This is a genomic window from Thermostichus sp. MS-CIW-37 (assembly GCF_054060065.1).
Genome location: NZ_JBSSCV010000003.1, coordinates 21,687 through 42,643, shown reverse-complemented (window position 1 = coordinate 42,643; position 20,957 = coordinate 21,687). Strand labels below are relative to the sequence as shown.

Here is a 20,957-nt window from a genome sequence, read left to right as displayed (position 1 = left end):
TGCTTTTTGAGGGGGCTTACTGTCCCCTTTGCCAGCTCCGGCTCCAAGGGGTTTGGATCTGGCTGCAGCACCGGGTTGGTGACGAGTAGGTTATGGTTCACCCTCTTATTCCACAGTTGGAGAGCTTGGCCCGTCCCTTGGCCGCTCAACTGGGATACCAGTTGGTGCAGATGGTTTTCCACACCAACCAGCATCCGCCAGTTCTGCGGGTGGATATCCGCCCACTGGATCCCGACCGAGAAACCAGCCATGCCGATTGCGAAGCCATGAGCCAAGCCTTAGAAGTCGAGCTGGATCGGGTGGATCTGATCCCCGGCCAGTATGTGTTGGAGGTGTCCAGCCCTGGCATCAGCAACCTTCTCACCAGCGATCGCGACTTTGTGGTTTTCAAAGGGTTTGCGGTGGAGGTGACCTTGGATCCGCCCTACAAGGGCAAAGCCGTCTGGTCAGGACACCTGCTGGGTCGGGATGAGGAGAGGGTTGCCTTATCTCTCAAGGGGCGGCGAGTCCAGTTGCCCCGCGCTTCGGTGCAGCGGGTTGCCCTCTCATCGGAAACTGACTAGGAGACCGGAGATAGAGAGAGCGTTTGACCGCAGGTGGTGCGGCCCTCCCTTCGCATCAGAGATGCGGGTTCAGTTCCCGCTGTGGAGCAATGGCAACAGCAAGTTTCACGAAGTTTGTGCAGGAGGACAGTGGTTATGGCGATGGTGCCTCTGCCGGGTTTGGCGGAAATGGTGGAGATGATCTCGCGGGAGCGCAACTTGCCCCGCCATGTGGTCACCGATGCTCTGCGAGAGGCGCTGCTCAAGGGCTACGAACGCTACCGCAAAACCATCCAGCGAGATGTGGTCTTTGCAGAAGACCACTTCCGCAATTTCGATGTGGAGTTGGATGTGGAGGCAGGAGGCTTTCGCGTTTTGGCCACCAAAGCCATCGTTGAGCAGGTGCAAAACCCCGACCATGAGATCTCTCTGTACGATGTGCAGCAGGATTACCCAGAAGCCGAAGTAGGCTGGGAAGTCACAGATGATGTCACCCCACAACAGGCGGAATTTGGCCGCATGGCGGCCATCCAAACCAAGCAGGTGCTGGCGCAAAAGTTACGGGATCAGCAGCGCCGTCTGATTCAGGAAGAGTTCCGCGATCTGGAAAAAACCGTACTGCAGGCACGGGTGCTGCGCACCGAGCGGCAGACGGTGATCATGTCGGTATCCAGCGGTTTCGGACAACCTGAGGTGGAAGCAGAACTGCCCAAGAAGGAACAGCTGGCCAGCGATCGCTACACTCCCAACGCGGTGATGAAGGTCTATCTCAAGAAAGTCTATGAGGGATCCCGGCGGGGGCCACAGCTTTTGGTTTCCCGGGCCGATGCTGGCTTGGTGGTGAACCTGTTTGCCAACGAGGTGCCAGAAATTGAAGAGGATATCGTGCGGATTGTGGCAGTGGCGCGGGAGGCCAACCCCCCTTCCCGAAATGTGGGGCCACGTACCAAGATTGCGGTCGATACGGTGGAGCGGGACGTGGATCCAGTGGGGGCCTGTATTGGCGCGAGGGGATCCCGGATTCAGGCGGTGGTAGCGGAGCTGCGCAACGAGAAAATCGATGTCATCCGCTGGTCGCCGGATCCTGCCACCTACATTGCCAACGCCCTCAGCCCGGCCAAGGTGGTGGAGGTGCGGCTAGTGGATCCGGAAATCCAGCAAGCTCATGTGTTGGTCAACAGCGACCAGCTCAGTTTGGCCATTGGCAAAGAGGGGCAAAATGTGCGCCTGGCAGCCCGCCTCACCGGTTGGAAAATCGACATCAAGGAAGTGGAGAGCTACCGCGCAGCGCTGGAGGAGGCCCAAGCGCAAGGGTTGCCCTATCCCTTCATCACTCCGGCGGCACTGGAGCGCTTCCGGCGGCGGGCCGAACGGGCTGCTCTGGGCCTAGAGGATGAGGAATACGAAGAAAAGCGCCGCTTGGAGGAAGAGGAGCTGGCGGGGGACGATAGGCTGGAAGAAGACTGGGCTGACGAGGACGAGGACTTCGACTACGACGCCGAGTTCGACATTGCCCAGCCGAAGGGGTAATGATATACGCTCTACCCTCACTTTGCCCGTACACTTTGCTCGTAGAGGGCGGCTTCTGCCGGAAGTCTGGGCTTTGGAATGAGTTTTGCTGCAGGGGATCGCGGTTGCACCGAGACCGCAATGGCGCATGTGGGGTTTTCCTGCCTGCTTGGGCAGAACTGCCCTGTTCCGGCAATCTGCATTGGTGAAAGATGCTAGCTTTTGTTAGCATGCAGGAGCCAAAAAAGTTCGGCAGGCAAATCAAAACTCTTCCGAGCCAGAACCCAAACCTCAATCCAACACAGCGGGATCCCTTGGCTAGTTCAGAGTTTGCCCTGGAGCAGTTGCTCTTTGCCCCGGCCACGCCCGACCCCGACGCGGTGCGGGTGATCTATGCCTTTCCCAACACCTACGCAGTGGGGATCACCAGCCTGGGCTATCAAGTCATCTGGAGTCTGCTGGCCAGCCGCCGAGATGTGGCCGTCTCCCGCCTCTTTACAGATCTGGCTGAACCCCTGCCCCGGGAGCCGGAGCTGTTCGGCTTTTCCCTATCCTGGGAGCTGGATTATGTCCATATCCTGGCTCTGCTGGAACGGCACGGGATCCCTCCCAGATCTGAGGAGCGGGAAGAAGCCCACCCCTTGGTCTTTGGCGGCGGCCCGGTACTGACAGCCAACCCTGAGCCCTTTGCCGAGTTTTTTGACCTGATCTTGTTGGGGGATGGGGAAGGTCTTCTGGAGAAGATGATCGAGGTCTATCGGGAGGTGCGCCAGGGATCCCGGGCTGAGAAATTGCAGGCGCTAGCGCAGGTGCCAGGGATCTATGTGCCCGGCTTGTATGAACCCCAATACCGGGAGCCCGACGGCCCGGTGGAGAAGGTGCTCCCCAAAGTGGCCGGGATCCCTAGCTCCATTCGCAAACACACCTTCCGCGGCAACACCCTCTCGGTTTCCACAGTAGTCACCCCCAAAGCGGCCTGGGAGAGCATCTACATGGTGGAGGTGGTGCGCAGCTGCCCGGAGATGTGTCGGTTTTGCCTGGCCAGCTATCTCACCCTGCCTTTCCGGGTGGCGGATGTGGAGGGGCATTTGATCCCGGCGGTAGAGCGGGGGCTGCAGGTCACTCAGCGGATTGGGTTGCTGGGGGCTTCTGTAACCCAGCACCCCCAATTTGAGCAGTTGCTGGAGCACTTGGCCCAGGATCGCTTCGAGCAGGTGCGTCTCAGTTTGGCCTCGGTGCGCACCGCTACCGTAACCCCACGTCTGGCGCAGGTACTCTCCCGCCGGGGCAGCCAGTCCATTACGGTGGCCATCGAAAGTGGCTCAGAACAACTGCGCCAGATCATCAACAAGAAGTTAAGCAACCCGGAAATCTTGGCAGCAGCAGCCCACGCCCAGGCTGGAGGTCTGAAGGGCATTAAGTTCTACGGCATGGTAGGGATCCCGGCGGAAACCCAGGCAGATCTGGAGGCCACAGTAGCCCTTTTCCAAGAGCTCAAAAAAGCGGCTCCCGGCCTGCGCCTGACGCTGGGTTGCAGCACCTTTGTGCCCAAAGCCCACACCCCTTTTCAGTGGCACGGGGTGGATCCCAAAGCCGAGAAAAAACTGCAGTTTTTCCAGAAACACCTGCGTCCCCTGGGGGTGGAGTTGCGCCCGGAAAGCTATAGCTGGTCGGTGATCCAAGCCCTCATCTCGCGAGGGGATCGGCGGGTGGGAAAGGTCTTGCAGTTGGCGCGGGACTTTGGCGAATCTTTGGGGAGCTACCGGCGCGCTTTCAAAGAGCTTAAAGGGCAACTGCCGCCCCTAGACTACTACGTGCACAGCCACTGGGATCCAGGGGATCCCTTGCCTTGGCAACACATCGAAGGGCCCCTCACCCTGGAGCGACTGTTGCAACATCGCCAGGAAGCTCTTTCTGTTCGCATCCCTTAGAGATGTCTATTGGGGTTGTTTGCAGGCCGCAATGCTGCTGGCAATGACCGCCTCGGTTTCGGCCAAGCCTTTCCAGCCCAAGATCTGGGTTTCTTTCTTTTCCAGGCGCTTGTAGGTGGCGAAAAACTCCGCGATCTCATCCAGGCGGTGCTGGGCGATGTCTTCCAGCTTGGTCACTGCAGCATAGCGGGGATCCTTAGCAGGCACACACAGCAGCTTCTCATCCGGATCCCCGCCATCGATCATCTGCAACATGCCCAAGGGTCGCACCGTGACCACACACCCTGGGAAAGTGGGCTGATCCATGATCACCAAGCCATCCAAGGGATCCCCATCCCCGGCCAGCGTGTTGGGCACAAAGCCGTAGTCATAAGGGTACTGCACCGAGGAGTAGAGCACCCGATCCAGCGCCATTGCTCCCATGTCTTTGTCAAACTCATACTTGTTTTTGCTGCCGCCGGGAATCTCAATCAAGAGGTTGAGCAGGCCGGGCTTGGGTTGGGCAGGGATCCGCGACAGGTCGATCACAGCAAGCACCCTCGGATTGGGAATAGACAGCCAGAGGGTATTCTGACATACTCCTTGCCCCAAAGGACAGAGACTCTTGACACTTGCCGGGAACAGGCGGGACGAAACCCTTAGCCGCCTTCACATTGCTTCACATTATTTTCTCCACGTCTGGCTTAGCGTCGCATCTTCCTCGACGAGATGGGAGACTGGGTTTTCTCTCCCCCTTTCCCTCAGCAGGCCCAGAGCCGCCTGGAAGGATAGGGTTCCGGATCCGGCTTCCTTGATTGGATCAGACATACTCCCCGGGCAAGATTCGAACTTGCGACCAATCGGTTAACAGCCGACCGCTCTACCGCTGAGCTACCGAGGATCAAGCGTTTCTCATCATAGGGGAAAAAAGGACTGCTAGGCAACTGCCGATGAGGGGTTCTGGTTTGGCCTTGGGATCCCTGTTCAGTGGAGCGGGCTTGATTTTGCTCAATTGCTCGCCTTTCTCAGGTCTATCTGACGGATCCAGGGGACAAACCCTGAAAACGCCCTCGTCAACCGAACGGAAGCCATTACAATGGTTACGGACATTTGCCAGCGCCCCTCATGGACTTCGGAGTCGGATTTCTCTCCAACAACGTCATGCTGCCGATCCTGGATTTTTTCTATGGGATCGTGCCCAGCTATGGACTGGCCATCATCTTCCTGACGTTGGTGATCCGCTTTGCCCTCTACCCGCTCAATGTGGGATCCATCCGCAACATGCGGCGCATGAAGGTGATCAGCCCGGTGATGCAGCGGCGGATGCGAGAACTCCAGGAGAAATACCGAGACGACCCGCAGAAGCTTCGGGAAGCCCAGGCCAAGCTTTACAGCGAGCTGGGGGCCAATCCCTTGGGGGGCTGCCTGCCACTGCTCATTCAAATGCCAGTGCTGTTTGCCCTGTTTGCCACCCTGCGGGGATCCCCTTTTGCGGCAGTAACCTACGATGTCAACTTGCAGATCCTGCCGGCGGAAGTGGCGGCTGAGGTGGTACCAGCTCCCTACGTCAGCCCCAGCAAGAACATTTTTGTCACCGACTCTCTTCACAAGCCGGTGGTGTTGGTGGAACCCAAAGGCACCAAGATTGCCGTCGGGGAAGAGGTGCAATTTTTGCTTCAAGGGCCGGGGGGCAAACCTTTTGAGCAGTTGGTGGCCGAAGCGGGCGGGGATCCCAGTCTGTTACAGCCCACCTGGAAGATCACCAAAGGAGAAGATCGTGCCCAGATAAAGCCGGATGGCACCTTGCTGGCTCTGCAGCCGGGGGATGTGACCGTGCAGGTGTCCATTCCCGGTTTGGCCTCTGACACCGGCTTTCTGTTCATCGACAAGTTGGGCCGTGTGGGGGCCTTCGACGAAGATGGCACCATCCACTGGGATATCATCGCCATGATCGTCATCTTTGGGGTGTCCATTTACCTGAACCAGTACCTAACCAATGCCGGACAGGATACCGGCAAAGAGGATCCCAGCCAAAGTTCCATGGCTCGGATCACCCCTGTGCTGTTCTCGGCGATGTTCCTGTTCTTCCCTCTGCCGGCAGGGGTTTTGCTCTACATCCTCGTCTCTAACATCTTCCAAACGGTGCAGACCTTCCTGCTCTCGCGGGAGCCGTTGCCGGAGAACTTGCAGCAATTGGTGGAAGAGGAGCGTCGTCGGGCTGCCCAGACGATCACGGTGGAGGCCAAGGAAGTGGAGAAATCGACCAAGCCCAGAGCAGCCAAGGAGGGACGGGAATCCTTGCCCTTTGAGCCCTAGGGGATCCTCGCTGTTGGGGTGGACTTGTGGTGGAGTGTTGATACCTGATACATTTACGCTGAACACTGCTGAACATCACTGTTCAACTATGCAGCGATAGCATTCTGTTTGTTTCCAACCAGAATGGCGGTATCCCGCAAAGCTTTGAGTAGAATACCCAAAGCGCAGTTTCCGTGTCGTCTTACTACCAATTTTCTGCTTTGCTTTGGCTACCATGTTGGCAGACTCGAAAGTAAACAGAAAGATCAACTGGTAGTAATCCGTACTGAACATATTATACATTATTTTCAGTATAGTTGAGCTTATTATTGACTAGAGTCATGCTCTTCAAAGTTGGAAGCTGCCCAGGATGAGCCGTCCTAAGTCTTCTACGGGATCTGCTGCTAAGAAATCTGAGGGAACCGTTGCCCCTTCGCCAAACAAGTCCACCTTTGCGGCCAATCAAGAGCGAGCCAGGCAGTGGTTACAGCAGGTGCTGGCGGCTATGGGGATCCCAGCGGCGGTGCGGGTGGTGGGGGAGGTGCTGGAAATCGAGGCGTCTTCTTTGACCCCAGCTCAGAAGCGGCTGCTGTTGGCGAAAGCCCCCCCCTTGCCCTCTCCATCTTCCAGAGATTCCCCTCAAGAGGAGGATCGCTCCCCCGTGGTGCTGGATGCGTTGCAGTACCTGGCCAACACCCTTCTCAACCTGAACCAGCCGGAAGACCAGCAGCAGCCCTACATTTTGGATTTGGACGGCTATCGGCAGCGGCGTTTGCAGGAGCTGAAGGTTTTGGTTGCCGCTGCTGTGGAAAAGGTGAGGGCCACTGGCCGGGAATACGAGTTTCCCGATCTCTCGGCTGCCGAGCGTCGGCAAATTCATACTCTCTTGAATGACCCTGCCTATGCCGATCTGGAAACTTTCAGCCGTGGCAAAGAGCCCGACCGGCGCTTGGTTATCCGTCGGGCAGCTTCCCCATCTTGAGAGTGGGCAGAGGGCTGGGAACAAGTTGGCCCTCTTGCTACGGTGACGACAGGGATCCCTGCTACCCAAAACGCGTGAAGGGGGGTGCCATGCTGAGGCCAATTCGTCTATCGGATCTGCGGCAGATGCCCGGTCAAACCCAAGAATTGCAGTTTAGGCAGTTTTTTTCGGGCTTTGAGAGTTTGACCCCTGTGGAGGGATCCCTGGAAGTCAGCCATCGGGGCCATTTTCTCGAAGTGAGTGCTGAAGCTCGTACCATTGTCACCCTCACCTGCCACCGCTGCCTACAGCAGTTCAACCACCGGCTGCACCTGGAAGTTGAGGAGATCATTTTGATTCGGGATCCCGAACCTCTCCCCTTGGAGCTGGAATTGCAAGACGAAGAAGATCTGCTGGAGAGCCTGCCCCCCAATGGTGAGCTGGATGTCGAAGACTGGATGTACCAGCACCTGCATTTGGAGATGCCCCGCCAGTTGCCCTGCCGTCCCGATTGTCCGGGCATTGCGGTGGAAGCTACAGCACCAACGGCGGATCCCCGCTGGGCAGCCCTAGCTTCTCTCCTGGAAGACTCTCCCTAGCTTTTTTGATGTTGCGCCCACAAGTTCTCTGGCGTTTTGCTCGACCCCACACCGTCTACGGCACCAGCGCCAGCGTGGTGGGCCTCTACCTGTTGGCGGGGTTTGTGGCTGCCGGATCCCTGCAACCGGTTCTCTCCGCACTACCCCACCTGGTCTGGGCTTGGGCGGCCTGTCTGGCGGCCAATGTCTACATCGTCGGCTTGAATCAACTGACGGATATTGAAATCGACCGCATCAACAAACCCCATTTGCCCTTAGCTGCTGGATCCCTGAGTTGGCGACAGGGGGTGGGGATCGTCGTGGGTTGTGGAGCGGCGTCCGTCCTACTGGCCATGGCCGGGATCCCCTACCTGCTGCTGACGGTGCTTTTGAGCAATGGGATCGGCACGGCCTATTCGCTGCCCCCCTTGCGGTTGAAGCGTTTTCCGCTGGCGGCCTCGGCTTGCATCTACAGCGTGCGCGGCTTGATCGTCAATTTGGGCCTTTACAGCCATTTTCAGCAGGTGATGCAGGGAAGGGTCGAGCTTTCGGCTGCGATTGTTTGGCTGACGGGGTTTATGTCGATTTTTGGGCTGGTGATCGCCCTTTTCAAAGATATTCCCGACATGGAAGGGGATCGCCAGTTTGCCATTGCCACCTTCTCGCTGCGCTTTGGGCCAGAGCGGATCTCAAGGTTTTGTATCGGCATTTTGGCCTTGTGCTATCTGGGATTTATCGGGGTGGGAATCTCCTTTCTCCTTGCGGGCAACGGCTTCTGGCTGTTGGTGGGCCATGTGTTGGGGCTGGGGATCCTCTTGGGCTATGGTGTCCATCTGGATCTCAACCGCCGAGATGCGATCGTTGGCTATTATCAACTGATCTGGAAGTTGTTTTACTTGGAGTATTTGCTTTACCCTTGGGCCTTTTTCTCTTTTTTCTAGAGCATTTCTTGAAGCTGCAGTCGCTTCAAATTAGGGTGGACACCTGAGCTACTGATCGCGCCAGCGGGACGGAGTCCTTGAAAAGACTTCTGGCCCTATGCATTATTGCTCTACAACACTGACGCGACCAACGTTTCGGGTGTGGGCACAGTATCCTAGTTTGAACCAAAATGAGCATAACGATCTCCCCAAACTCAGACAGGAAAAAATCTAGAGATACCGCGTCATTTGCACTCGAAAGCGGCCTTTTTTCGTTTCGGCTACCTCTTCGATTTGCAGCCGACCCCGACCTCGAATGGCAATCCAATCCTGAGGGCCAACGGTGTAGCTGGCTTGGGTAATGGGCTTCCAATTGACCCGCACTTCCCCCCGTTGGATTTCTTCCACCATCTTGCTGCGGGAGATGCCAAACCCAGCTGAGGCTACCGCATCCAAGCGCAAAGAGGCTTCTATGCTGGTGATGGATTTGACGCGGGGGGGCTGAATGTTCAACTGGCCCAGGGGGATCCGGCTCACTTTGACAGGCACTGTGCGCACCTGCGTCAGGTTTAGGGCGAGGTAGTCCACCATTTCGGGCACAACGATGGCCTGGGCGCCTGAGTCTCCCAACACAAGGATGTCTCCCACTTTCTCGCGGGCGATGCCGGACGCCAACAGGGCTCCCAGAAAATCGCGGTGGGTGGCCGGGTCGAAGAGAAAGTTGCCTTGAATCTGAATGGCGGCCAATGGGATCCCTTCTGGGTCGGACTTTGGATCCCGGACATCCAGACCCACCTCAGAGCGGGCCAGGGCTATGCGTTGGCGCTCTGCTTGAGGGTACCCTCCCCAAGCCCACACTTGTAGTTCGGTCAAGTTGCACAGCCGAGCTTGCACCTCTGCTATTTCCGGTGGCGAGAGGAAGTCGCTCCAGACCACTTGCCAGGTTTTGAGAGCTTGCTCTCCCAAATCCAAGACCCGTGCCAAGGTTTCTCGATGCTCTGCCCCTCGCAACAAATCGGCTCTGGGTAGCATTTGGGGTGCTTCGACCTCTGTGGTTCAGTCCCGTTTTTCCCATGCTAAGCTAGATAGCCGGAATCACGGCGGGCGTAGCCAAGCGGTTAAGGCAGAGGATTGTGGATCCTCCATTCGTGGGTTCGAGTCCCATCGTCCGCCCTTGAGCGGAATCAGGAAAATTCAGTCAGGACAGGGCCACAGAGGCCAGTCCATCTATCTAGACCCTGACAAACGAAAACAGACAACACCCCATCTGGACGCAAAAATCGTGAAGGTATTCGTCAAGGTGATCTGGAGCACCTGCCTCTCCCTCTCAAAACAAGCTCTGCTGTGGTCTTTCAGGTTAGGGTGAGCTTCTGGCCCCCTGCATTATTGCTCCGCAACGCCGACGCGAGCAACGTTTTGGGTGTGGGCACAGTATCCTAGTTTGAATCGAAATGACCATGACGCTCTGCTTGCGGATGGACTCACCAGGACTTTGTCCCGCTATCGCGAACACAGCTCAAGATTAGGGTTCCCACTTCGTCAATGACCCCCGTCCAATCGGCTTCGATCACCGCAGTTGCCTCCGGCATCTCGACAATTGCCGGCCCGCGCAGTTGAAACCCCACATCCATGCGCTGCCGATCGTAGACCGGCACCGAGCACATCCTGCCCCCAAACCATGCCTCTCGCCGACCCTTGAGGGGATCCCCTGGCAAGGGGGGGGGTGCGGTCAAAGGCACGGTGGGTAGGGCCTGCACCGCCTGGAGACGCAACTGAATTGCCTCCACCGGCTGGGCTGAATCTTGCCATCCATAGCGTTGTTGGTGGGCCTGGTGAAACTGCTGTTCCAGATGAGGAATCGGATCTGACAACTGCACCGGGATCTCCAACTCAAAAGACTGGCCGCGATAGCGCAAGTCCAAGCTGAAGTGCAACGCCGGCTCCTGCAGATCGGCTTGGGCCTGGCGGATCAGGGGTTCTGCCCATTGGGCCAGCAGGGATCCCCCTGAAGCGGACGTGAGCTGCCGCAGAGGTTGGAGGATGGCCCGCCGATAGTCTCGCCGCAGATCTGCCAAAGCCATTCCCAGCGCCGAGAGCACCCCACAGGCAGCCGGGATCAAGATCGTGCGGATGCCCAGCTCTTCTGCCAAAGCACAGGCATGCATGGGCCCGGCTCCGCCGAAGGCCAACAGGGCAAAATCGGCGGGATCCAAACCCCGCTCCACGCTGATCACCCGCAAGGCCCGCGACATGGCGACATTCGCCAAGGTGCGAATGCCAACGGCAGTTTCCTGCAAGCTCAAGCCCAAGGGATCCGCCAGCGTGGCAATAGCCTGTTCCGCTAGCCTCCGCCGTAGCTGCACCGAGTCGCCCAGCCGCCCGCCATCCGGCAGGTACCCCAGCCAGAGGTTGGCATCGGTAACCGTCGGAGCTGTTCCCCCCCGACCGTAGCAGGCCGGCCCGGGGTTGGATCCGGCACTCTCTGGCCCCACCTGGAGCCCACCGCCGGGCAGCAAATAGGCCAGGGATCCGCCGCCGGCACTGACGGTGTGGATGTCAATTTGGGGCTGTTGCACGGGCAAGCCGCACACCACCGCTGCGGGAGTAACCTGGGGGATCCCATCTTGGATCAAGGCCACATCTGTGCTGGTTCCCCCCATATCGAAGCTGAGCAAGTGGGGGTAGCCACTCAGCCGACCCAGATAGGCCGCCCCATAAACCCCGCCTGCCGGCCCTGAGAGCAAAGCCACCGAAGCATGGGCCGCCGCCTGAGCAATGGAGGTCACCCCGCCGGAAGACTGCATGATCAACGGTTGGGGGATCCCTCGCTCCCGACATCCTTGGGCCAAGCGGTGCAGGTAGCCCGCCAATGCCGGGCTGAGGTAGGCATCGATGGCGGTGGTGCTGAAGCGCTCGTATTCGCGGAACTCCGGCGCCACCTCGCAAGACAGGGAAAGGTGCAGATCGGGAAAAGCCTGCCGCAAGGCCGTCCCCAGCCGCTGTTCGTGCTCCGGGTAGAGAAAAGAAAACAAAAACCCCACCCCAATAGCGCGGATCCCATCCCGCTGCACCCGTTCCCCCACCTCCTGCACCACCCGCCGGATTTCGGCATCGGTGAGCGGCTCCAACACTCCACCCACGCTGCAGCGCTCCTTCACCTCCAGGCAATGGTGGCGGGGCACCACTGGCTCCGGCTTGGGCTGCGTCAGGTCATACAGAGAGGGGCGGTTTTGACGGGCAATGGCCAGCACATCCCGAAAGCCCGCCGTGGTCAAAAACAGGGTGGGGGATCCCTTGCGCTCCAGCAGCGCGTTGGTGGCTACCGTCATGCCATGACAGAAGAGGTCAACCCAGAGCACCCCCAGCTTGTCCAGCGCCGCAAAGACTCCCTCCTCAGGGCTGGGGGTAGACAGCACCTTCGCCGTCTGAATCTGGCCGTCGCGCAGGAGCACCAGATCGGTAAAGGTGCCCCCCACATCGATCCCCAAGCGGGCCAAGCTGCGGCTTGCTTCCGTCTGATCCAGATTGGCCGGATCGATGTTGCTACCCAACGCTGACGCGACCATGGCTTCTATCGCTTCTATAGTCCATCGCTGTCCTTCACCAGCCCTGCCCGAACGGCATCCAAGAACTGGCGAGCAGTGCGACCGGAAAAGCCGTTTTGCTGTTGGGCCCAGATTAAGGCCTGGCGGCGCAGGGCATCCAGAGATTGGGTGAAACCCAGCCGCTGGGCCAAGTGTTCTACGGTTGCCAGGTAATCTCCCTGGGTGAAGGGGGTGAAGGTGAGGGTGAGGCCGAAGCGATCCCGCAGCGACAGCTTTTCCTGTACGGTATCCCAGGCGTGAACTTCTTGATCTTGGGGATTGGGTCGGTCGCCGAAAAACTCGCGGATGAGATGGCGGCGGTTGCTGGTGGCATAAAGGCGCACGTTGAGGGGCGGCGCGACGAGATCTCCCTCCAGGAGCACCTTGAGCTGCTTGAACTCGGTTTCCTCTGCCTCAAAGGAGAGATCATCCACAAACAAGATAAAAGGCAACACCTGCGCCCGCAGCTCTGCCAAAATTTCCGGCAACTGAATCAAGTCTGTTCGCCTCAGCTCCAATAGGCGCAACCCCTGCGGGCCGTAGCGGCGCAACAACGCCTTCACCAGAGAAGACTTGCCGGTGCCCCGCGCCCCGTAGAGCAACACATGCAAAGCCGGATCCCCCCGCAGCAGGGCTTCGGTGTTGGCCGCCAACTGCTGTTTCTGCCGTTCGTAGCTGTAAATCTCCTCCCAGTCAGGCAGATCGGGAGCGGGGATCCCTTGCAGCCCTGATGCCCCCCAGCGAAAGGCCCAGTAGCGAGCACAGATTCCCACCCCTTCTCGGCGATAGTGGGCAATCAAGTCCTCCAGGCTCAGGCCCCAATCGGCAAAAGGGCGGGGATCCCAGCCAGCGCTATCGGTTTCCCCATCGGGCCAGGGGATCCCGAACCCCAACGCCTGCATCTGCTCGGCAATGGTCTCCTGACTGTCCGCTAGGGTTTGCAGACAGCGCAGGTCGTGGCGGGCCGCCTGCATAAGAGGCTCTGGGATCCCTTGGGATCGCAGCGCTGCACGGGCAAAGGGGTTATCGGCCCAGCGGATCTCCCGGATCAGCCATTGCCGCCAGCTCAGGCCCTGCCGGGCCAAAAGCTCAAACCAGCGCCCGTAGGCCCTCCAGCACGGCAGGGGATCCCCACTCATCAACTGCTGGATTAGCTCCTGCCAGGCTAGGGCTGGGGGGTGGGTGCAGATGTCCCGGAATACCAGCAGCTTGGCCGCTGCTTCTGCTGCTTCTTGGAGGGGGGTCATCGCTTGAAGCCGCTCTAACTTGGCGTTGCTTATCCGCTCCCTAGGGGAGGAGACTGGGGGTAGTTGCGTTAACAACACGGAGCGCTTGAGTTACCTGGCATTGTCCCGCCGGCCCAGTTCATAGAGGCCTCCGCCGACGCAGGCGATCAGGCCGCAGGAGACGGCCCAGCTTTTGCCCAAGGAGATCTCCGTCAGGGCTACCACCAAGCCTGCTGCCAGCAAAAAGGGAAGGGTGCTCAGCAAGGAAGCCAAAGCTCCACTGGGATCCCATAGCAATTGCTTTTCCCAGCTCTCCTGCAGCTTGTGATGCAGCGGCGAAAACCCCCACATTAGCCCTAAGCCCCACAGAGCCGTGGCGGCCCATAAAGAGGGGCGAAGCATCTCCCAGCCCACAAGTCCAACCCCAACGGGATCCACCGGTCAACTCCCAACCCTGCCTTTCTAGGCTAGCGGGATTGGGCCCAATCGGTGGCGGTAATGGTGGTGCCAGGAAATTGAATGGGGTTGCCCAAGCTCTGGATTTGGGCCTGGAGAGCTGGCAACAGCCGCAAATCCAAAAGCGGCTCCTCCACGATCGCCGCCGGGATCAGATCCCGTTCTAGGGCAAAGTGGGCCGTGTGGCCGGCGGCGGTGCCAATGGCCCATTCCACGGGGTGCACCCGGTAGGAAGCGCTGGCGATGCGACTGGTGGCGATGTTTTTGTTGCCGGCTAGCAGATTGTCAATGCGCTGGGGGATCAGAGCCCGCAGGGGGATCTGGTAAGGGTAGCTGGGGGCCTGCGCGTCTTTGTTGTTGCTGGGGGGCAGGGAAAAACCCGGCAGCAGGCAATCGTGAAAGTCGATGGGGTACTGGCCCACCCCCACTGAGTCGTAGAAGATAAAGGGGCGACCACGATTCAACTCCGATTCCCGCGTGGTGATATCCGACTCGTAGATGGTAAATCCCTGCGGGTAGGCCCCACTGGGGCGACCGATGATGCGCCGTGACTCGCGGATATAAGGGTACTTGGAGAGGCCGCTGGCAGTTCCCATGGGGGTATTGGGCCCCCGTAGGTAGGCATAGCGCAAGTAGAAGTCTTTTTGAAAGTTGGGATCCTCCTGCTGCAGGAGAAAATCTGTCCTTCCCGCCACCAGCCAGTAGAAAAAGCCCTTGGCATGTTGCTCGCCCCGCCGCAGGGCTTCCACCCGCAAGCCCCCCATCCAGCCGCCGGGATCCAACTGGCCTGAAGCCTGCAACTGCTCGTGGGTGAGGATGAGGTTCATCTCCGGGCCGGTGATGCGCCAGTCGTTGCCCCAAGTCCAGTTTTGCATTGACTGATCCCCCACCCGAATGGCCTCTTCCCCAAAGCCGAACACCTGCCCCCGGATGCGGCGGTAGGTGAAGATCAGCGCAAAGTTGAAGCGAGGGTGTTCGTAACTGTAGTAGGGGCCGTGCAGGGGATCGTTGTAGAACTCCGGCTTGACCGGCACCTGCGGCACGGGGAAGCGCTCCATGACAAAGGTGTAGGTGAAGCCCTGGGTACAGTAGGGATCCACGTAGGGCTTGGAGCTGGGTTCCCAGCGGCTTTGGCCATCGGTTCCCAGGCGGTAGGGCACCCGCGCCAAGGGCAGCAGCTCGCCGGTTTCGGTGGCATCGATCACCACCCAGGGCAGGGTTTTGTCTTGGCGTTCTGGCGGCGGCTCAAAGCGCAGGATCTCCTTGTCCCAGTCGTCGGTGGGCTCCAGGCGGTAAAAGTCCAGGAGATAGGTGGACAAATCCCCCCGCTGCTCCGGCTCCACGCCGGCGTGTTTGGGGATGTTACGAATGGCCTGCACACTGCGGATCTGAGAGTCTTTGATCTCCAAATCCTTCACTACCGTCTCGGTGAACAGCCGCAACTGCCCCGACTGCAGATAGGGATCCAACATCTCCCGGATAACCTGATGGCCCACCTGAGGGGAAAAGCAGAGCACGCTCACCCAGCATTTGCCCGGATTGGGATCGCCGCCGTATTTTTCCCGTACCCGCCGGCGAAACTCGCTGTAGCCTTTGGGGAAGATGTCATTTTCTCGTTGCAGGGGTCGCTCGTCCAAAGCGGAGACTCCCTGGGCGCTCACCTGCCCCCCAATCCAATCGCTGATCTCCGTCATGCACACCTGCCGGCCCAGTTGCAGCGCGTCATAGGCCGCCGCCACCCCCCCCAGCCCACCCCCGGCGATGAAAATCTCACAGGGGATCCGGGTTTCCGGCAAGGGCTGGGCCAGAGCCGCTCCGGCGCCCAGGATCCCTGCTCCCAACGCCACACCGCTCCACCCCAGAAGGTTGACCTGAAGTTTCATCGAATGAGCCTCTCCCCACCCACGCTCTGGCTTAGCCTTTTGGACTTTCCGGCAACCTCTATCATGGGAGAAAGCCTTGCGGATGCTCATGCCGGATTCCACCTTTGTCATCACCACCCCCATCTACTACGTCAACGCCGCTCCCCACATCGGCAGCGCCTACACCACCCTGGTGGCGGATGCCATTGCCCGTTACCATCGCCTGCGGGGCAAGGATGTGCTGATGGTGACGGGAACTGACGAGCACGGCCAGAAGATCCAGCGCACCGCCGAAGAGCGCGGCATTCCCCCTCAGCAGCACTGTGACGAGATTGCGGCTCAGTTTGCCCAGCTTTGGCAGTTGCTAGACATCCGCTACGACCGCTTTATCCGCACCACCAACCCTCGCCACAAGGCCATTGTGCGGGAGTTTTTTCAGCGGGTTTGGGATCAGGGGGATATTTTCGTTGGGCGGCAGCAGGGGTGGTACTGCGTTGCCTGTGAAGAGTTTAAAGACGAGGCGGAGCTGCTAGAAGGTGGGTTTTGCCCTCTGCACCCCACCAAGAAAGTGGAGTGGAAAGATGAAGAAAACTACTTTTTTCGCCTCTCCCGCTACCAGGAAAAGCTGGAAGCCCTCTATGCCGAGCAGCCGGAGTTTATCCAACCAGAAAGCCGCCGCAATGAGGTGATTAACTTTGTCAAGCAGGGCCTGCGGGACTTTTCCATCTCTCGCCCTAGTGTCTCCTGGGGGATCCCTTTTCCGGCGGATCCCGGCCAAACCCTTTATGTTTGGTTTGATGCCCTCATCAACTACATCAGTGCTGCTTTGGATCCTGACGACGAGCCCACCTTGGCAAATGCCCTACGCCGCTACTGGCCTGCGGATGTCCACCTGGTGGGCAAGGATATTGTCCGCTTCCACGCCATTTACTGGCCGGCCATGCTCATGTCCGCAGGTCTGCCCCTGCCCAAGCAGGTGTTTGGCCACGGCTTTCTCACCAAGGATGGCCTCAAGATGAGCAAAAGCCTGGGGAACACAGTGGATCCCTTTGAGCTGGTGCGCCAGTACGGCGCCGATGCCGTGCGCTACTACTTTCTGACGGAAATCGAGCTGGGCAAGGATGGCGATTTCAGCGAGGGCCGCTTCGTTGACGTGCTCAACGCCGATCTGGCCAACGACCTGGGCAACTTGCTCAACCGCACCCTCACCATGCTCAAGAAATATCAACCGGACTACCGCATTCCCGCAGTTGGGATCCCGGCTGACCACCCTCTCAAAACCTTGGCCGAGACCCTTGCCCCTCTGGTGGCCGCGGCCTACGAGGGGATGGATCCCGGCTCTGCCGCCCGCAAGGCCCTCAGCTTGGCCCAGGCCAGCAACAAATACCTAGATGAGCAGGCCCCTTGGACGCTGCACAAACAAGGGCAGGGGGAACGGGTGGCCCAGATCCTCTATGCCGTTCTGGAAAGCGTGCGCTGGGTGGCAGTGCTGCTCTCGCCCCTCATTCCCGCTCTCAGCCTCAAGATCCTGCAGCAACTGGGGTTCTCCCTCACCGACATCACGCAACTGCGCTGGGATCCGGATGCTACCTGGGGTCAGCTTCCCCCTGGGCAAGAACCCCAGCCCCCCACGCCCGTCTTTCAGAGAATCCTGAGGAGCGCCTAAGAATTGGCAGGATCCGGTCGGGAAGATTGGGCATCGGGCTGGGATCCCTCTGGTGTGGATCTGTCGGCAAAAGGGCGAACATCCCCCAGGGGAATGGTTGAGGAAGCGACGGGGAAAGCACGGTTGGACGGGTCGGATGGGCGCAGCCGCGGGTTATGAATCGCGCCAGCAGGGGAGGGCACTTCGCCGGACAGCGTCTGCCAAGCTGCCCGTACCCCTGCCCAAAGGCTGCGGATATTGACCTGGGCGCCACGGGCTTGGGTGCGTGCTCCTTCGATGGAGCGGTTGACCTGCTTCACCACCTGCCCGGCCCCTTTCACCCCTTCGTCGAGGCTGTCAGCAATCTCGCTCACTTCCAGGCTGGTCAGGCGCAGGGCTTCCAGTGTGGGCGGCAATTCCCGCAGCAGGGTATCGAAAAAGCGTTCTACACTTTGAGCGGCTCGACCCAGTTGGATGACGGCGGGCAGCAGGGTCAGGATCACCGCCAAAATGCCCACTGCCACCAGACCTACCGAGAGGCCCAGCCAAAATACCGGATCGGTCATCGCGCTTCTTCCTGTCGATCTTGGGCTTCTAAGTTCGCTTCTTCCCTGGCCAGGACGCTGCGGTTTTGGGCTTGGCTCAGTTCTTGTCGCTTTTGCAGCATCGCCTCTTTGCCCACCGCCACCGCCTGTTGCAGCCTCAGCAGGGCCTCGTCCAGACTTTTTTGGGCGGAGTCGAGCAGCTTTTCCGATTGGTACTGCAGGCTGCTGGTCACATCTTCTGCTACCTCTGGCAGGGCCTCTGCCGATTTCTTCAGCAGTCGCCGCGTTTCCCGTCCGCTGCGGGGAGCCAAGAGCAGGCCGATGGCGGTGCCCACAGCAGTTCCCAGCAACAGCCCACCGATAAACGCACCAGTCCGGTTTTCAGCCATGCTTTGCCAGAGTTGAGTTGGATACGGGTGGCCCCGAAACTAGACTACCTCAAGATCTCTCTAGATCTCTGGGCTCTCTGCTTTCGCCGACCGCCCCTAGAGAATCCGCAGGGGATCCACATCTATGCTGACGCGGATCCCTTGGGGGAGATGGCCAATGGCGGCCTGAATCTGGGCAGCCAGCTTCGGGCGATCCCAATCTTGGTCGGGCAGTTGCTTCAGCAGGATCTGCCAGCGGTAGCGTCCGGCAACCCGCTCCACCTGAGCTGGCCCCGGCCCCAACACCTCTGCTGGGATCCCCTGTAGGCGTTCGGCCACCCGATGGCAGTAGCGCTCCAGGGCTTCCAGGCGGGTGCTGCTCAAGCGGATCAAAATCAAAGCTCGGTGGGGAGGATAGCCCCCCTCTCGCCGTTGTTGCAGTTCTGCCCGCAAGAAGCCCTCGTAATCTTGGGCCAGCACCGCCCTCAAAATTGGGTGCTCCGGCAGATAGGTCTGGATAATCGCCTGTCCTGGCAGGGATCCCCGGCCCGAGCGCCCTGCCACCTGGGTGAGCAGTTGAAAGCTGCGCTCGCCGGCGCGATAGTCGGCTTGGTGCAACAGCCCATCGGCGGCCATCACGCCCACCAAGGTTACCTGGGGTATGTCCAGCCCTTTGGTGAGCATTTGCGTGCCCACCAGCACCTGGGCCTTGCCGCTGCGAAACTGCTCCAGCAAATCGCGATGGGATCCCTTGCGGCGGGTGGCGTCGCTGTCGTAGCGCAAAATTGAGAGCTGCGGCCAATGCTGGTGCAGCACTTCCACCACTTTTTGGGTGCCGGTGCCGAAGTGCTTGAGGTAGGGGGATCCACAGGCGGGGCAGCGCTGCGGATGGGGTTGGCGGGCGCCGCAGTAGTGGCAGCGCAGTTCCTGCCCGCCGAGATGGGCCAGATGAAAGGTGAGAGAAACATCACAATGCTCGCAGGTGAGGACAAACCCGCAGCTACGGCACAAGACGAAGGTGCTGTGGCCGCGGCGGGGGACAAAGAGAATAGCCTGTTCCCCTCTGTCCAGCGTCTGCTGCAGGGCCTGGTGTAGACGGCGGCTGAGGATGCTGCGGTTGCCGGCTTGGAGCTCCTGGCGCATGTCCACCAGCTCCAGTTGGGGCAGGGTGGCCGGGATCCCAGCTTGGGGGATGCGCTGCGGCAGGGCCAGCCGGATCCACCGCTGCGGATCCTGCAGATGGGCAGCATAGGTCTCCACTGCCGGGGTCGCACTGCCCAAGACCAAGGGACAACCGGCCAGCTCGGCCCGCCACTCGGCCACCTGCCGGGCGTGGTAGCAGGGCTGGGGCTGATCCTGCTTGAAGCTGTCGTCGTGCTCTTCGTCCAAAACGATCAGGCCCAGCTTGGACAAGGGGGCAAACACCGCCGACCGAGTGCCGATCACCACTTGGGGGGTGGAGGACAGCATCTGCCGCCAGGTGTCGTAGCGCTCGCCTTCCGAGAGGCCGCTGTGGTAGGCCCACACCTGGGATCCCAGCCGCGCCCGAAACCGATCCATCAGTTGCGGGGTAAGGCCGATCTCGGGCACCAGCACCAGCGCCGACTGCCCTTGCTGCAGCACCTGGGCGATCACCTGCAGGTACACTTCCGTTTTCCCAGAACCGGTGACCCCGTGCAGTAAAAACTGCTGGAACCGGCCCAAAGCTTGCCGGATCGCCTCTACCGCCTGGGCCTGGGCGGCCGTCAAGGGCCTGGGCGGATCCCGCCACCCCGGCAGGCTGGCATCTCCCAGCCGCAGCAGTGGGCGCTCGTAGAGGTGGACACGGCCTTTGCGGGCCAACCCCTGCAGAACCGCTCGGCTCACTCCTGCCAGGCGCTCCCACTCGGCGAGCAGCAGCTCTCCCCCCTTCTGCTTGAGGATCTGCAGCGCCTTCTGCTGAGGGAGGCTCAGCCCCTCTGGGGAGTCGTCGGCCAGACTGGCGGCCAGCTGGGTTTTCACCCTGCCCCCCTGTTGCTCCTGCCAAAAGCTCTCCACCCAACCCCGTCGCTGCAGTTCCCGCAGGGCGAGGGCGGCAGTGGGCACCTGCTGTTGCACATAGCGCCAAGACAGCTCTCCCCCTTTGGCCTGAAGCAGCTGCAGCAGGGTTTGGGCAGCCGGCGAACATTCCTCCCCTTCGGCAGGGAGCCTGAGCAAGCGGACACGCCGCTGAGAACGGCTGAGCAAGCCGGGGGGCAATACCGTGCGCACCACCTGGGCCAGAGGGGTGAGGTAATAGTCGGCCACCCGCTGCAGCAGGGGCCAGAATTCTTTGGGCAGGATCCCTTTGGCCACCACCGCCTCGATCTCCCGCACCGACTGCGGATCCACCCCTGCCGGCAGCTCGGAGCGCCAACCCAAGGCCACTGCCCCCGCCATTTGCTGACCAAAGGGTACGCTGAGCAGGTCGCCCGCTTCTGGCGCGGATCCCTCTGGCACACGATAGGTAAAGCAACCCCCCAAATGGGGATGATCCACCCACACTTCCAGCCAGCGGGGAGGCACAGGCTGCAACAC

Annotated in this window: 17 protein-coding genes, 2 tRNA genes and 1 pseudogene; 9 read left to right on the top strand and 11 right to left on the bottom strand. The window is 60.0% G+C overall.

Features of this window, described 5'->3' with window-relative positions; translation table 11 throughout:
* Positions 1-92 precede the first annotated feature (92 nt).
* The 3 genes from rimP to ACVWYZ_RS02345 all read left to right on the top strand — a co-directional run bounded on the left by rimP (position 93) and on the right by ACVWYZ_RS02345 (position 3,982).
* A complete protein-coding gene (gene rimP / locus ACVWYZ_RS02355) occupies positions 93-563 on the top strand; it encodes a ribosome maturation factor RimP (RefSeq protein WP_011433822.1) in 471 nt (156 codons plus the stop codon).
* 135 nt (positions 564-698) lie between these two features.
* Positions 699-2,072 (top strand): transcription termination factor NusA, encoded by a 1,374-nt coding sequence (gene nusA, locus ACVWYZ_RS02350; protein ID WP_457465807.1) that lies wholly within the window; start codon positions 699-701, stop codon positions 2,070-2,072.
* Between the two features lie 293 nt (positions 2,073-2,365).
* Complete coding sequence (locus tag ACVWYZ_RS02345; RefSeq protein ID WP_457465805.1) at positions 2,366-3,982, top strand: B12-binding domain-containing radical SAM protein; 1,617 nt, start codon at positions 2,366-2,368, stop codon at positions 3,980-3,982.
* Positions 3,983-3,988: 6 nt separating this feature from the next.
* Here ACVWYZ_RS02345 and ACVWYZ_RS02340 read toward each other — a convergent pair whose 3' ends face one another.
* Both ACVWYZ_RS02340 and ACVWYZ_RS02335 read right to left on the bottom strand, forming a co-directional pair.
* On the bottom strand, positions 3,989-4,507 hold the full coding sequence (locus tag ACVWYZ_RS02340) for an inorganic diphosphatase (RefSeq protein WP_414331173.1): 519 nt from the start codon (positions 4,505-4,507) through the stop codon (positions 3,989-3,991).
* A gap of 283 nt (positions 4,508-4,790) precedes the next feature.
* Positions 4,791-4,862 (bottom strand) — tRNA-Asn (locus ACVWYZ_RS02335).
* Positions 4,863-5,086: 224 nt separating this feature from the next.
* Between ACVWYZ_RS02335 and yidC the strand changes: the two genes are divergently transcribed.
* Positions 5,087-6,277 carry a membrane protein insertase YidC gene (yidC, locus tag ACVWYZ_RS02330; RefSeq protein ID WP_457465803.1) on the top strand — a complete coding sequence of 397 codons (1,191 nt, stop codon included), beginning with the start codon at positions 5,087-5,089 and terminating at the stop codon, positions 6,275-6,277.
* Between the two features lie 86 nt (positions 6,278-6,363).
* Here the strand turns inward: yidC and ACVWYZ_RS02325 are convergent.
* Positions 6,364-6,547: pseudogene (locus ACVWYZ_RS02325) on the bottom strand (hypothetical protein); the annotation flags it as partial.
* Between the two features lie 79 nt (positions 6,548-6,626).
* On the opposite strand from ACVWYZ_RS02325, the gene ACVWYZ_RS02320 reads away from it, so the two are divergent.
* From ACVWYZ_RS02320 to ACVWYZ_RS02310, 3 genes are all read left to right on the top strand, one after another.
* Entirely contained in the window at positions 6,627-7,238 is a 612-nt protein-coding gene (locus ACVWYZ_RS02320; protein WP_457385859.1) for a Jag family protein, read from the top strand.
* A gap of 89 nt (positions 7,239-7,327) precedes the next feature.
* Positions 7,328-7,816, top strand: a complete 489-nt coding sequence (locus tag ACVWYZ_RS02315) for a YceD family protein (protein WP_414381600.1) — start codon at positions 7,328-7,330, stop codon at positions 7,814-7,816.
* 8 nt (positions 7,817-7,824) lie between these two features.
* Complete coding sequence (locus ACVWYZ_RS02310) at positions 7,825-8,736, top strand: homogentisate phytyltransferase (protein ID WP_457465802.1); 912 nt, start codon at positions 7,825-7,827, stop codon at positions 8,734-8,736.
* Between the two features lie 210 nt (positions 8,737-8,946).
* On the opposite strand, the gene ACVWYZ_RS02305 is transcribed toward ACVWYZ_RS02310, so the two are convergent.
* Positions 8,947-9,747, bottom strand: a complete 801-nt coding sequence (locus ACVWYZ_RS02305) for a photosystem II S4 domain protein (RefSeq protein ID WP_457465801.1) — start codon at positions 9,745-9,747, stop codon at positions 8,947-8,949.
* 68 nt (positions 9,748-9,815) lie between these two features.
* On the opposite strand from ACVWYZ_RS02305, the gene ACVWYZ_RS02300 reads away from it, so the two are divergent.
* A tRNA-His gene (locus ACVWYZ_RS02300) sits at positions 9,816-9,888 on the top strand.
* 308 nt (positions 9,889-10,196) lie between these two features.
* Here the strand turns inward: ACVWYZ_RS02300 and ACVWYZ_RS02295 are convergent.
* The 4 genes from ACVWYZ_RS02295 to ACVWYZ_RS02280 all read right to left on the bottom strand — a co-directional run bounded on the left by ACVWYZ_RS02295 (position 10,197) and on the right by ACVWYZ_RS02280 (position 15,864).
* Positions 10,197-12,281: a hydantoinase/oxoprolinase family protein gene (locus ACVWYZ_RS02295; protein WP_457465800.1), complete on the bottom strand. Its 2,085-nt coding sequence runs from the start codon at positions 12,279-12,281 to the stop codon at positions 10,197-10,199.
* Between the two features lie 14 nt (positions 12,282-12,295).
* Entirely contained in the window at positions 12,296-13,546 is a 1,251-nt protein-coding gene (locus tag ACVWYZ_RS02290; RefSeq protein WP_457465799.1) for an ATP-binding protein, read from the bottom strand.
* Between the two features lie 90 nt (positions 13,547-13,636).
* The gene (locus ACVWYZ_RS02285) at positions 13,637-13,927 is read right to left on the bottom strand and encodes a hypothetical protein (protein WP_457385869.1); all 291 of its coding nucleotides are present in this window, start codon (positions 13,925-13,927) and stop codon (positions 13,637-13,639) included.
* 65 nt (positions 13,928-13,992) lie between these two features.
* Positions 13,993-15,864: an FAD-dependent oxidoreductase gene (locus ACVWYZ_RS02280; protein WP_457465798.1), complete on the bottom strand. Its 1,872-nt coding sequence runs from the start codon at positions 15,862-15,864 to the stop codon at positions 13,993-13,995.
* Positions 15,865-15,952: 88 nt separating this feature from the next.
* On the opposite strand from ACVWYZ_RS02280, the gene metG reads away from it, so the two are divergent.
* Positions 15,953-17,509, top strand: a complete 1,557-nt coding sequence (gene metG, locus ACVWYZ_RS02275) for a methionine--tRNA ligase (protein ID WP_457465797.1) — start codon at positions 15,953-15,955, stop codon at positions 17,507-17,509.
* Here metG and ACVWYZ_RS02270 read toward each other — a convergent pair.
* From ACVWYZ_RS02270 to priA, 3 genes are all read right to left on the bottom strand, one after another.
* A complete protein-coding gene (locus tag ACVWYZ_RS02270; RefSeq protein WP_457465796.1) occupies positions 17,506-18,054 on the bottom strand; it encodes a hypothetical protein in 549 nt (182 codons plus the stop codon). The genes metG and ACVWYZ_RS02270 overlap by 4 nt on opposite strands.
* Positions 18,051-18,422 carry a YtxH domain-containing protein gene (locus tag ACVWYZ_RS02265; protein WP_414409151.1) on the bottom strand — a complete coding sequence of 124 codons (372 nt, stop codon included), beginning with the start codon at positions 18,420-18,422 and terminating at the stop codon, positions 18,051-18,053. The genes ACVWYZ_RS02270 and ACVWYZ_RS02265 overlap by 4 nt, the downstream gene beginning before the upstream one ends.
* A 96-nt stretch (positions 18,423-18,518) precedes the next feature.
* Positions 18,519-20,957, bottom strand: a complete 2,439-nt coding sequence (gene priA, locus ACVWYZ_RS02260; protein ID WP_457465794.1) for a primosomal protein N' — start codon at positions 20,955-20,957, stop codon at positions 18,519-18,521.